The following is a 12428-nucleotide window of genomic DNA, read 5'->3' as shown; positions in this document are numbered from 1 at the left end:
GCTAAATTTATATCAAGCCCACACGTGAGCGCTTTCAGCATCATAATAATATGTGGTCAAATGCGGGAGATGCGTTTTATGTCTTTTCATTAGCTCTCTTTGTTCCTGTATGAACTCTGCCTTTTGAATTATTCTTTTGTTATTTTCTGATTCTGGATTGCCATAGATACTAATGAAAAGTGTGCTTATCCGGTTGTGTGTAAGAAGGTTTAATATATGGTCATCATTATCATCTAAAGAATGTCCATATATAAACAAGGGTAAAAAAGAGTCAGAAAAGTGTTTATAACCATCTGTGAGAAGATCGCTATGTCTGATCCGACTCAATTTTTGAGCACTTTCACCTTCTGATACAAAAAGAGGAAAGTCATCATTTTGAAGAGTTTGCTGAATTTGGTCAATTAATTTTACATTAGTTTTATTCCATGTGAACTTTCTAATTTCATGACCTGCATCTACTACATGCAATGCACCATGTAAATAAAATATCTTTTGACTCCAGCTTTCATTAATATCCCATGTAACATACGGAGCATTTTGATCCGTTTTAGATTTTCTAAAGCCATCATCAGGGTTAAGTGCTGGTTCAATTTCATTCTGCATTAGAGTCCAATAAAGAAGCAAGTCATAATTTAATGTAAAAATGGAATCAAAGTTGCTTAAGAACATTTTACAAAAATGGTAGGCTTCAGTGCTAATTTCTCCAGGATGTTCAGGGTGGCTATCCGCAATTGCTTTTACCAAGATTTCTTTTAGCCCTTCAGCGTCCTTGAGTAATATGTCATACAGTCCTGTATCCTCTGAATAGAGCTTGATGATTTCTGATGTACTTTTTAAAGCTTTCATTACAGATTCAAAATCTTTTGTATTCAAAGCCTCAAAAACTCTTTTTGCATTAGGAGATAGTTTACTAAAATCTGCTTTATCAAATAAAGCACCATACCCAAATATATCACTTCTCCATGCCATGCTAAATCCATTGCCTAATAGGAGATTAATTTTCTTGTTTTCTTTCTTCGCTATTTGAATAGCTTCCGCAAAAGGGATTAACTCCATCTGTTTTCGATATTAGTATATTAAGTGTTTCTACAATTTTAATTCTTACAACCCAAACCCAATCCCCTCCAGATTCTCCCGAATCCGCTTCTCCAGCAGGGCGCTTTCTTCAAACTGAGCGGCCAGTTCGGTGGTCAGCAGCTTCATCTTTTCTTCAAACGGAACGCCGTCGTCTTCCTCGGCTTCGGAGCCCACGTAGCGGCCCGGCGAGAGCACGTAATTGTTGGCGGCCACTTCGCCTATAGTAGCGGCCTTGCAGAAGCCTTCGGTGTCGGAGTAGCTGCCGCCCAGGTTGCGCCAGGTATGGTAGGTGTCGGCAATGCGGGCCACGTTGGCATCTTCGAACACGCGCAGGCGGCGGCTGGCCATGGTACCCAATTTGCGGGCATCAATAAAGAGAATCTCGTTTTTGCGCTCGCGGTGTTCGCCGTCGCGGCCGTCGCGGTTCTTGCTCTGTATAAAGATACAGGCCGGTATGCCGGTGGTCAGGAACAGCTTGTCGGGCATCTGCAAAATGTAGTCTAGCATTCCGTCTTTAATCATGTGCTCGCGCACGTTCTTTTCGCCGGCGCTTCCGGTGGTCATGGCGCCGTTGGCCATCACTACGCCTGCTGTGCCTCGTTCGCTCAGGTGCTTCCTAATCATGCGGCTACACATGTTTTGGCGTTGCCGGAGGTAGTAAAAGTATCTTTGGTTCCGAAGAGGCACGGGTCGTTATCGGGCAGAGCTGTGGTGACTTTACTGATGTTGAACGGCGGGTTCATGAGGGCATAGTCGACCTTCAGGTCGGGGAAGCGGTCCTGCAGCAGCGAGTCGCCCAGCTTCACGTCGAAGGAGAGGTTGCGCAGCAGCAGGTTCATTTTGCAGAGGCGCAGCGTTCCTTCGTAGCGCTCTTGCCCGTAAATGGAGATGTCGTTTTTGTCGCCGCCGTGCGCCTGCAGAAACTTGAGGCTCTGCACAAACATACCACCCGAGCCGCAGGCCGGGTCCATGATGCGGCCCTTGAGCGGCTCCAGCATCTCCACGAGCAAACGCACCACCGAGCCCGGCGTAAAGAACTGCCCCGCACCGGAGCCTTCGGCCATGGCAAACTTGCCGATGTAGTACTCATACACGCGGCCGTAGATGTCGAATTCGGGGTTGTTGATTTCGGAGAACTTCTCTTTGGAGAACAGGTTGATGAGCTCGGCCACCTGCGTAGGGGAGAGCTGGCTTTTCACGAAGATCGGCTCCAGCACGCCTTTGTAGTCGGGGTTGCGCTTGCTCAGGATCTCGTCGATCAGCACAAAGGCCTGGTCCACTTTTATTTTGATGTCGCCCTGCTCGGCGTTCTCGCGCAGGTATTCCCAGGTTGCTTCCTTGGGCAAACGGTATACGTTCTTTACCTGGTACTCCAGCTCGTCTTCCAGCACCTTAGCCAGTTGCTGCTGCTGTTCTTCCGGAGACATAGACGCAAAATATTGCGTCTCTACAGGGTCTTCAAAAAGCATTTGCTGCAGCTCCTGTTTGCGTATCTCAAAACGCTCGGAGAGGTGCTTCAGAAACAACAGCGAGAGCACGTAGTCTTTGTACTGGTTCTCGGCTACTGCGCCGCGAAGTTCGTTGGCGGCATTCCAGAGTTCGTTTTCAAAATCTATATCCGCTTTAGCTTTAGCGGAGGGTGTTTGTTTAGTGGCCATTTATACTTGTACTCCAAACTTAAGTAGCCTTCAAGGTACAGAAAATAGAATTGTATTTAGCAGTGCAAGTATAGATTTTTTTTAAATGCTTGAGAAGGGGGATGCATGGCAAAATCTCTTCTGCATGGCTCAATATAATAAGTCAGGTGTGGGGCTACATTCGTCAGCACCAGACGCTCGCGGAACCTTCGGACACCGCGAGGTCTTTAAAGACAGGCGGCAACACGAAGACCTCGCAGCGTGCGCAGCTCCTGCGAGCGTCTGGGTAGTATATTCAAGCATTACAGCTTTAAATAAATGCCTTCTATTCGCCAGGGGCAGCAAAACGTAATCCTGCCCATTCTTTCACCTCCTGAAAATCCTGATGCAGATTACTTACCGATGCAGAATTTCGTAAAAATGTTCTCCAGCAGATCATCCGTTGTGATCTCACCTGTGATCTCACCAAGGGAATACAAGGCACGGCGAATATCAGCGGCTACCAAATCATTGCTGATGCCGAGGGCGAGGCCGTGGAGTACATCATCTAGTGCGGCGTAGGTTTTGTTCAGGCTGTCGACGTGGCGCAGGTTGGTTACAATGGTCTGGCTCTGGGTATTGAGCTTGCCCAGGTTCACCTTTTCTACAAGTGCCTGCTTCAGCTCATCCAGATTGGCACCTTCAGCAGCGGAAATTGTTACAAGTCCTTCTATACTTTCGAAAGCAGCGACTTTATTGGCTGGGGCACGATCTATTTTATTTGCAACGGCTACTAAAGGCAGCTTCTTCGGGTTTAGCCTATCCAGCTCAGCCTGCACCTGGGCAGCCGTTACTTCTGTAATATCAAACAGATAAATGATCAGCGAAGACTGGCTTAGCTTCTGCATGGTGCGCTCTACGCCAATAGCCTCTACCTTGTCGGTTGTCTCTCTTAAACCGGCTGTATCTATAAAACGGAAGGTGATGCCTTCAATATTAATTTCGTCTTCGATAAAGTCACGGGTAGTACCGGGCACGTCTGACACAATCGCCTTTTCCTCGTTCAGCAGCTTATTGAGCAGCGTAGATTTTCCGGCATTAGGATTACCCACGATCACGGTTGGTACGCCGTTCTTGATCACGTTGCCCAACTCAAACGACTTCAACAACTCCCGGATGATATGTTGGATATTGCTGATGAGCGTGCGCAGCTGGTCACGGTCGGCAAACTCCACGTCTTCTTCGCCAAAGTCCAGCTCCAGCTCAATCATAGAAGCAAAATGAACCAGCTCAGCCCGCAGTCGCTTAATCTCCTGCGAAAAGCCACCACGCATCTGCTTCATCGCCACTTCATGGGAAAGGGCTGAGTCGGAGGAAATAAGGTCGGCTACGGCCTCAGCCTGGGCCAGGTCGAATTGCCCGTTCAAGAAGGCACGTTTGGTAAACTCACCAGCGTTGGCCAGGCGTGTGCCGCGCTTTAGTAGCAGCTGCACAATTTGCTGCACAATATAATCGGAGCCGTGGCAGGAAATCTCTACCACGTTTTCTTTGGTGTAGGAGTGAGGTGCTATAAACAGCGACACCAGCACTTCGTCCAGTACCTTGTCCTCATCCCGAACTGTGCCGAAATGAATGGTATGGCTCGCTTGCTTTGCTAAATCTTTCCCCCTGAACACACTGTTCGTAATGCTAATAGCTTCGGGACCAGAAAGCCTGATAACGGCTATGGCTCCCACACCAGGGGCAGTAGCTACGGCTACTATCGTATCGTTGGAGAAGTTAGTATGAATCAAATCAAGTATAAATTATGCGTGAGGCAAATTTATGAAAAAATAGCGGCCACTACTGATTGGTTTTACGGGTTGTTGATTACCTGATGCCTCAGCCATTAACTTTTTTACTTCGCCATTTTCTCAAACTCCTGCCATGTCATGTTCTTGTGATGCTCTTCGCCGATGTAGCGAAGCACTTGCGAAAAGCTTTTCGCATTCATATAACCGGGAACCGGGGTGATCATGTTCATCTTCTCATCCAGGTATACGGTGGTGGGGTAGCTCATTTGCCCCTGCAGTAGGGCCACGGCTAACTCATGTGATTTATACGCTGGCTTAAAGGTATAGGTGTGCCCATCCAGCGTAATAGGGGTTTTGCCTTCTGCATCCAGCTTCACAGCATAAAAGTGCTTGTTGATGAGGGCTGCTACTTTCGGATCGGAGAACGTGTCTTTGTCCATTTTTTTGCACCAGCCGCACCAGTCAGTGTATACATCAATGAAAACTTTGCGCGGCTCTTTTTTCATTCGCTCTGCTGCCTGCTCTATTGTCAGCCATTTCACCTTTGGGTTAGATGCTTCACTTGCAGTAGCTTGTACACTTTCTGGTGTAGCAGCACTTACACTGGCATCCAAGGCAGGCGAGTCGGCAGTCGCCGATGCTGCAGGCGAAGCGCTTTTGTTGCAGCTACCCATAAGTATAGGGAAACAAAGTATAGCCAGAATGGCAGATGATGTTCTTCTCATGTTAGTTCTTCAATATCAATCTTGAAACAAGGCAGCCATTGCGTATAGTTCAGGCTCGGAAGCTTTAAACGATCAACATCGGAATGTTAACCGCGTGACGGACTGCATCTATGGTCGTACCCAGAATCAGGTCTTTCACCATCTTATGTCCGTGAGAACCCATAACCAGTAAATCTGCATCAAAGTTATGGACTATTTTCGGGATGCGCTGTTTAGGACTACCGAAGCCTAGCTGCACCCGTACAGTATAGCCCTGGCTTCTGAGGTCTTCTGCATAGCGTTTCAGGTTATCCCAATCAGCCGTGGTTTCCATATCGTGTATCTCCTGTCCCATAACCAGGGCTCCGGCAGTTTCTACGATGTGAATAAGCATGTATTCGGCCCCTGTGCCACCAATGGCAATAGCACTGTCCAGCACGTTCTGGTCTACGTCAGAGAAGTCGAGGGTGATAGCTACCCGCTTGTAGCGGAGTTTTGTTTCCGGCTCATACTTCACAGGTTGGTGATGCCGTGCTGGTTTCAAATCCTTAACGGTTTTAGTTAGCAGCGGTTGAAATGTTATGTAAAATAGCAAGGCGGCACAAGCTACGGTTAAGGGCACTACCGTCAGCCATAGCCACACCGGGTTCTCTGCCAGGCTAAACCACTCCAAAATCTGATCAAACACAAGTTTCGCATTCAGCACTACGATGGTGGTGGCAATGAGCCAGGCGGCTACTTTTAGCCAGGTGCCAATGGCAAATTCACCCATCTTCTTTTTGTTGCTGACAAAGTGGATCAAAGGGATCACGGCAAATCCCAGCTGTAAACTCAGAATCACCTGGCTTAGTACCAGTAGCTCGCCTGTCTGATCTTCTCCAAAGTAAATGATCACAAAAAGGGCTGGACCCACAGCCAACAAGCGTGTGATCATACGGCGGAGCCAGGGCTGTATGCGCAGGTTCAGGTAGCCTTCCATCACAATCTGCCCCGCCAGCGTGCCGGTGAGGGTGGAGCTTTGGCCGGCTGCAATAAGTGCTACTGCAAAAAGTATAGGAGCCCATTTACTGCCCAGCAGCGGCGCCAGGAACTTATGTGCATCCTGTATTTCTGTCACCGTATGAATGCCGTTTTCATAAAAGGCCGCAGCGGCAAGTATAAGTATGGCAGCGTTTACAAAAAGCGCCAGGTTAAGTGCCACGGCAGAATCTACAAAGTTATACTTGATGGCGCGCCAGATACCTTGCGGTGTGCGGTCTATTTTGCGTGACTGCACTAAAGAAGAGTGGAGGTACAGGTTGTGGGGCATCACTGTAGCGCCAATGATACCTATGGCAATGTATAGCGCCTCGTTATTTGGAATAGAAGGTATAAAACCTGTCACCAGTTCGCTTACATCAGGCTTGGCAAAGAACATTTCTATCACAAAAGCACCTCCAATAATCATCACGAGTGCCAGCACAAAAGCCTCCATTTTACGCATGCCTTTGTTTATCAGGAATAGCAGCAGAAACGTATCAAGCACCGTCAGGCTTACGCCCCACAACAAGGGCATGCCAAACAGCAACTGCAGACCAATGGCCATACCCAGCACTTCAGCCAGATCGCAGGCAGCTATGGCTATTTCAGCCAGAAAGTACAGCGGCACATTGATGAATGGCGGATACGTTTCGCGTGATGCCTGTGCCAGGTCCAGCCCACGCACGACACCCAGGCGTGCGCTCAGGCTTTGCAGCAGAATCGCCATCAGGTTTGACATCAGCAGCACCCACACCAGCTTGTAGCCAAACTGGCTGCCTCCGGCTATATCAGTTGCCCAGTTGCCGGGGTCCATATAGCCCACACTCACCAAATACGCTGGGCCCAGGAAAGAAAAGAGTCTACGCCAGAAGCTTGTCTGCTTGGTGGTATCCACGGAAGAGTGTACTTCTTCCAAAGATTTACCCATGGTGGTTTCCTGCTGTAGCATCAAAGAGATGATTTAGGTAGATTGGCTATACTTGGTAAGCTTTAAGCAGATAAGAAAATATTACGGGTTGCTTCACTGGACAGGAGCAGCTGCTTTTTCCCGTTCAGCAAAATCTCAAGGGAGTTATCGTAAGGTATTTTATCAGTGATAGAGATATGCGAGCCAAGGCCGATGCCTAGCTTATCGAGGTACTGCAGAAAGAGCGGCTGCGAATCATTCACGCCGACTACTTTGCCTTCGTCGCCAACCTGCAGCTCAGCCAGCAGTTGCTGCTTTTTAAGTTTTATTTCCCCGGTTTCAGATGGAATAGGATCACCGTGCGGATCATAGGTTGGATATCCCAGAAATTCATCGAGCCGTCGCGTGAGCAGGGTAGAAGAGATGTGCTCCAGTTCTTCGGCTACCTCATGCACTTCGTCCCAGTTAAACTTCAGCTTCTCTACCAGGAACGTCTCCCAAAGCCGGTGCTTTCGAATAATCTGCAAGGCCACACGCTCACCTTCCGAAGTTAAAGACACACCTTTATACTTGACGTAGTTTACAATGTCTTTGGCACTCAGCTTGCGGAGCATGTCTGTTACAGAGGCAGCCTTGGTTTCCAGCACCTCGGCAATGGCATTAGTATTCACCTCCTGCGTGCCATTAGCCGAAAGCTTGTAAATGGCTTTGATATAGTTCTCTTCGGTGTAGCTATGGCTCATTTGAATTTTGAATGAGTGAATAGTGTAATTATGAATAACTGAATTTTGAATGATTGAATTTGTACTTGCTGCCTTTCCACTTTCCTTTTGTCAACCTGAAATGATCTTGTGGGCGACCTCAAACTGCTTTTTCGACACGCTACAAAGTCTCTCGTTTCGATGAAATGACAGAATCAGAAGAGGATTCTCACATTCACTCAACCACTCATTCAAAATTCAGTTATTCAGTTATTCAAAATTCAAATCTACCAACGGATAAGTGCGGAAGCCCAGGTAAAGCCACTACCGAAGGCAGCTAGGCAAACAAGGTCGCCTTCCTTGATGCGGCCTTCCTGATAAGCCTCGCTCAGCGCAATTGGCACAGAGGCGGCAGTAGTGTTGCCATACTTGTGTATGTTGCTCATAACTTTTTCAGCTGGCAATCCCATCTTCTGCTGTATGTAAGAGGTGATGCGCAGGTTAGCCTGGTGCGGCACCAACAGGTCAATGTCTGTAGGTTTATATCCGTTTTTGTTTAAGGCTTCTTCGATTACTTCCGGAAAGCGCGTTACGGCATGCTTAAATACCAGGTTTCCGTTCATATAAGGGTAAACAGAACCGTCGTCGATCATTTCGTGCGTCAGTCGGTCTTTTTTATTGCTGTTTGGGGCAGTTACGGCCAACTCTTCGGCTAACTCACCGTCAGCGTGCAGGTGCGTGGACAGGATGCCTTTGTCATTGCTTTCTGAAGGGGTCAACAATACCGCTCCTGCGCCATCTCCAAAGATCACAGAAACACCACGGCCGCGGTCATTAAATTCCAAACCGGTAGAATGTATTTCAGAACCTACTACTAAGATGTTGTTATACATGCCAGTTTTGATGAACTGATCACCTACCGAAAGGGCATAGATAAAACCAGAGCATTGGTTACGCACATCAAGAGCAGGAATTTCCTTTAAGCCTAGTTCACGCTGCATCAGCACACCAGATCCCGGAAATACATAATCAGGGCTAAGCGTCGCAAAAATGATCATGTCCACATCCTTCGCTTCCAGTCCAGCCATTTGCAAAGCTCTGCGAGAAGCTTCCGCACCCATGTTTGCAGTTGTATCCACGCCTTCTGTAAAATAGCGTCTTTCCACAATGCCCGTCCGCTCCCTGATCCACTCATCTGATGTATCCATCAGTTTCTCCAGGTCTTTATTCGTTACCACGTTATCAGGCACGTAATGGCCAATACCTGCAATTTTAGAATTACGCATACTATACATTAGTTTAGGTGACAAATATAATATTTTAATTGATTTAGACATGGCTAAAAATAAATTTTAGCCAAAGGCTTTATTTATATAAAAGGTCAAAAATAATTGGGAGAATTTTATGTTCTTCGCTTTTCCAGAAAATATCGTCTGGCAAGCCTGAAGTATAAAAATGCTGCTGCCGTATACGTGTCAGCAGTTCAAGCGGCTGCGGGTCCTGAAAATCAATGGAGATGCCTGCCGTGTTAGCCTCCGTTATACTTGCCCAAAGCGGGTTCTGCTGTATCAGCACGGGTAGCCCGTGAGCCATGTATTCATACAGTTTGGTGGGGATACAACGAAAGGTACTCGGGTGTGGCTGGTAGGGGAGCAGACCAATGTTGCTTTTATCGATTTCCTCTAAAATTTGCTGGTGCGGCACCAGCGCATCACCGCCGATCAGCTTTATATAAGGCTTGTTGTGTATCACCTGTTTTAACTGCTGCAGGGTATCCTGCCTGGAACTATAGCCAATAATGGTGAGAGTAACCGTCTGGTCCAGTGCATACAATTTAGCCGCCAGTGCCACTGCCTCAAAAACACCATACATGGTAGCAATGGTACCTGAGTACAGTAAACGAAGTGGCTCCTGTGGTACTTTTACCGGTGTGGCTGGCAAGGTATAAGTTTCGCCGGGCTTATACTTGTTCTCAATGAAGGTATAGCTTCGGCCTTGCAAAAATGTAAGTTCTTCAGCATAGCTTCGCTCCGCCAACAGGATATGGGCTACCTCCGGTGCGGCAATTTTTTCTGCCCTGCTTACTCCCCTTGCCAGGAACTGCCGCACCAGTAAAGGGTAGTTTTTTTGGGAAGTTAAATTTAATCGGTAGTTCTCCTGCACATCGTACACCAGTTTGGCACCTGAGGCTTTACAGTAGCGCAGACTGGGCAGCAGCAGCTCATGTGTACAGACTATAATCAGGTCTGGTTTAAGTTTATATAAGTGATCCACATATAGACGCTGCGCTTTCAAACGTTCTATACTTAATCTTTTAAAACAGAACAGCGGGTGAAAGTGCAAATTTGCAGGCGCTGTGGCGGGAAGGGGAGCTTGGAAACCTACAATGTGTATTTGAGTATCCTGTAGCTTGCTAAGTGAAAGCCCCAGTTTTTCATACATTCTGGTGTCATTAACAGGCTTAAGTACAGCGGCAAGCAGGATTCTCTTTTCAGACATCCATCAAAAATACTTACTTTTGTGGAATAATCTGAACAAACCATATTTTGAGATGCAACTAAAGCAACTAATAGAGCAGGCTTGGGAGAACCGCGAACTGCTGAAAGAAAATAATACGATTGAGGCAATCCGTTCTGTAATGGAGGAGCTGGACAAGGGGCGTTTGCGCGTGGCAGAGCCTAATGGCGACGAGTGGCAGGTAAACGAGTGGGTAAAGAAAGCGGTGCTTTTATACTTCCCGATTCAGCAAATGAAAACCATTGAGGTGGGCCCTTTTGAATTCCATGATAAAATGGAGCTAAAAAAGAACTATGCTGACCTTGGCGTGCGCGTAGTTCCTCATGCAGTGGCGCGCTACGGTGCTTTCTTAGCGAGCGGTGTGGTAATGATGCCTTCTTATGTAAACATTGGCGCTTACGTTGACTCCGGGACTATGGTAGATACCTGGGCAACAGTGGGTAGCTGCGCACAGGTAGGTAAAAACGTTCACCTGAGCGGTGGCGTTGGACTAGGTGGTGTACTGGAGCCATTACAAGCTGCTCCGGTTATTGTGGAAGACGGTGCCTTTATCGGATCAAGAAGCATTCTGGTAGAAGGTTGCCGTATCGGTAAGGAAGCTGTGATTGGCGCTGGTGTAACGATTACTGGTAGCTCGAAGATATTTGATGTGACCAGCAGCGAAGAGAAAATATACAAAGGATATGTGCCGCCTCGCTCAGTGGTTATTCCTGGTTCTTATACTAAGAAATTCCCGGCAGGAGAATTCCAGGTTCCATGCGCCCTGATCATTGGTCAGCGCAAAGAAAGCACAGATTTGAAGACATCGCTTAACGATGTATTGCGTGATCACGCAGTTGCTGTTTAACAAAGGCTGGTAGAGTCATTAAGATAAAGAAAAAGGGCCTCTGCTACTGACTAGCAGAGGCCCTTTTTCTTTTCTTTGAATCAGGATTCTTTGGATGAACAAGATTATTGAACGGGAATATAAGAATGGCTAAGAAACAATTTATTATCTAGTCCTAATCCTTGATATTTTCTCTAATCCTAAAATCCTTATCCATACAACTACTTTTTAAAACGATCAGCAACAACCAACTCTTTTGTGCCGTGGGTCCAGGAGTAGAATCCCTGTCCTGACTTAATTCCTTTGTGGCCTGCCTGCACCATATTCACCAGCAATGGGCACGGAGCATACTTCGGATTGCCGAAGCCATCATGCAGCACATTCAGGATAGAGAGGCAAACATCCAGACCAATAAAGTCGGCCAGCTGCAACGGACCCATTGGGTGTGCCATGCCAAGCTTCATGATCGTATCTATTTCCTCTACACCAGCCACTCCCTCAAACAGAGAATAGATAGCCTCATTGATCATCGGCATCAGGATGCGGTTTGCTACAAAGCCCGGATAATCGTTTGCCTCTGCCGGTACCTTTCCTAATTTTTTAGACAGCTCGATTACCTGTGTCGTTACTTCGTCAGAAGTAGAGTAGCCACGGATAACTTCCACCAGCTTCATTACCGGCACCGGGTTCATAAAGTGCATGCCAATCACTTTGTCAGGGCGATTGGTAACAGAGGCAATTTTAGTGATAGAGATAGAAGAGGTGTTGGAAGCAAGTATAGCTTCCGGTTTGGTAAAGCTCTCTAAATCGCGGAATATTTTCAGTTTAAGGTCTACATTCTCTGTGGCTGCTTCTACTACCAAATCCACATCTTTCACACCTTCTTCCATCGAAGTAAAGGTTGTGATATTCGACAGCGTTTCATGCTTTTGCTCTTCTGTCAGGTTGCCTTTAGAAATGATACGATCCAGATTTTTAGTAATCGTGCCTACAGCTTTTTGCAAAGCTTCTTCTGAGATGTCAATTAGCGCAACAGGAAAGCCATTTTGTGCAAAAACGTGTGCTATTCCATTGCCCATGGTTCCAGAACCAATAACTGCAACTTTCTTCATAGGTTAAAATATGTATGTTTTGATTAGTCTATACAAAGCTAATAAGATTAAGCTTATACTTGGGCCTTGAGTAGAGTTTCTTTAAAACCTTAAAGTGGTGTAACAAACTAATGTAGGTAGTATGAATGGGCGTTTGTTCTTTGATTAGATGAAAA

At 46.9% G+C, this 12428-nt stretch carries 11 protein-coding genes; 1 reads left to right on the top strand and 10 read right to left on the bottom strand.

Going from position 1 to position 12428, the window contains the following annotated elements; all coding sequences use genetic code 11:
* Window positions 1-12 precede the first annotated feature (12 nt).
* The 9 genes from ACFQ2O_RS15320 to ACFQ2O_RS15280 form a co-directional block, all read right to left on the bottom strand.
* The gene (locus tag ACFQ2O_RS15320) at window positions 13-1056 is read right to left on the bottom strand and encodes a DUF4917 family protein (protein ID WP_377529428.1); all 1044 of its coding nucleotides are present in this window, start codon (window positions 1054-1056) and stop codon (window positions 13-15) included.
* A 45-nt stretch (window positions 1057-1101) separates the two neighbouring features.
* Window positions 1102-1764: an N-6 DNA methylase gene (locus tag ACFQ2O_RS15315; RefSeq protein WP_377529423.1), complete on the bottom strand. Its 663-nt coding sequence runs from the start codon at window positions 1762-1764 to the stop codon at window positions 1102-1104.
* The gene (locus tag ACFQ2O_RS15310) at window positions 1698-2735 is read right to left on the bottom strand and encodes a class I SAM-dependent DNA methyltransferase (RefSeq protein WP_377529419.1); all 1038 of its coding nucleotides are present in this window, start codon (window positions 2733-2735) and stop codon (window positions 1698-1700) included. Before ACFQ2O_RS15310 ends, ACFQ2O_RS15315 begins: the two co-directional genes overlap by 67 nt.
* 371 nt (window positions 2736-3106) lie before the next feature.
* Entirely contained in the window at window positions 3107-4486 is a 1380-nt protein-coding gene (gene mnmE, locus ACFQ2O_RS15305; RefSeq protein ID WP_377529413.1) for a tRNA uridine-5-carboxymethylaminomethyl(34) synthesis GTPase MnmE, read from the bottom strand.
* A 104-nt stretch (window positions 4487-4590) separates the two neighbouring features.
* A complete protein-coding gene (locus ACFQ2O_RS15300) occupies window positions 4591-5211 on the bottom strand; it encodes a thioredoxin family protein (RefSeq protein WP_377529410.1) in 621 nt (206 codons plus the stop codon).
* Between the two features lie 64 nt (window positions 5212-5275).
* Window positions 5276-7159, bottom strand: coding sequence for an Nramp family divalent metal transporter (locus tag ACFQ2O_RS15295; protein WP_377529408.1), 1884 nt, complete (start codon window positions 7157-7159; stop codon window positions 5276-5278).
* A gap of 41 nt (window positions 7160-7200) precedes the next feature.
* Window positions 7201-7860, bottom strand: coding sequence for a metal-dependent transcriptional regulator (locus ACFQ2O_RS15290; protein WP_377529405.1), 660 nt, complete (start codon window positions 7858-7860; stop codon window positions 7201-7203).
* Window positions 7861-8105: 245 nt separating this feature from the next.
* Complete coding sequence (locus ACFQ2O_RS15285) at window positions 8106-9104, bottom strand: 3-oxoacyl-ACP synthase III family protein (RefSeq protein WP_377529401.1); 999 nt, start codon at window positions 9102-9104, stop codon at window positions 8106-8108.
* A gap of 79 nt (window positions 9105-9183) precedes the next feature.
* The gene (locus ACFQ2O_RS15280) at window positions 9184-10317 is read right to left on the bottom strand and encodes a glycosyltransferase (RefSeq protein ID WP_377529399.1); all 1134 of its coding nucleotides are present in this window, start codon (window positions 10315-10317) and stop codon (window positions 9184-9186) included.
* A gap of 52 nt (window positions 10318-10369) precedes the next feature.
* On the opposite strand from ACFQ2O_RS15280, the gene ACFQ2O_RS15275 reads away from it, so the two are divergent.
* Window positions 10370-11182 (top strand): 2,3,4,5-tetrahydropyridine-2,6-dicarboxylate N-succinyltransferase, encoded by an 813-nt coding sequence (locus ACFQ2O_RS15275; protein WP_377529431.1) that lies wholly within the window; start codon window positions 10370-10372, stop codon window positions 11180-11182.
* 200 nt (window positions 11183-11382) lie between these two features.
* Here the strand turns inward: ACFQ2O_RS15275 and ACFQ2O_RS15270 are convergent, their stop codons facing one another.
* Window positions 11383-12273, bottom strand: a complete 891-nt coding sequence (locus ACFQ2O_RS15270) for a 3-hydroxybutyryl-CoA dehydrogenase (protein ID WP_377529397.1) — start codon at window positions 12271-12273, stop codon at window positions 11383-11385.
* Window positions 12274-12428: the final 155 nt, after the last annotated feature.

The sequence above is a fragment of the Pontibacter rugosus genome, from assembly GCF_042678745.1.
In the GTDB taxonomy this organism is placed as follows: domain Bacteria; phylum Bacteroidota; class Bacteroidia; order Cytophagales; family Hymenobacteraceae; genus Pontibacter; species Pontibacter rugosus.
This window is presented reverse-complemented; position numbering and strand designations above follow the sequence as displayed.

Excerpts from the sequence above, each read along its gene's own strand:
- ACFQ2O_RS15320 (WP_377529428.1), bottom strand. The coding sequence starts at position 1,056 with ATGGAGTTAATCCCTTTTGCGGAAGCTATTCAAATAGCGAAGAAAGAA.
- ACFQ2O_RS15310 (WP_377529419.1), bottom strand. The coding sequence starts at position 2,735 with ATGGCCACTAAACAAACACCCTCCGCTAAAGCTAAAGCGGATATAGAT.
- ACFQ2O_RS15300 (WP_377529410.1), bottom strand. The coding sequence starts at position 5,211 with ATGAGAAGAACATCATCTGCCATTCTGGCTATACTTTGTTTCCCTATA.
- ACFQ2O_RS15295 (WP_377529408.1), bottom strand. The coding sequence starts at position 7,159 with ATGCTACAGCAGGAAACCACCATGGGTAAATCTTTGGAAGAAGTACAC.
- ACFQ2O_RS15290 (WP_377529405.1), bottom strand. The coding sequence starts at position 7,860 with ATGAGCCATAGCTACACCGAAGAGAACTATATCAAAGCCATTTACAAG.
- ACFQ2O_RS15285 (WP_377529401.1), bottom strand. The coding sequence starts at position 9,104 with ATGCGTAATTCTAAAATTGCAGGTATTGGCCATTACGTGCCTGATAAC.
- ACFQ2O_RS15280 (WP_377529399.1), bottom strand. The coding sequence starts at position 10,317 with ATGTCTGAAAAGAGAATCCTGCTTGCCGCTGTACTTAAGCCTGTTAAT.
- ACFQ2O_RS15275 (WP_377529431.1), top strand. The coding sequence starts at position 10,370 with ATGCAACTAAAGCAACTAATAGAGCAGGCTTGGGAGAACCGCGAACTG.
- ACFQ2O_RS15270 (WP_377529397.1), bottom strand. The coding sequence starts at position 12,273 with ATGAAGAAAGTTGCAGTTATTGGTTCTGGAACCATGGGCAATGGAATA.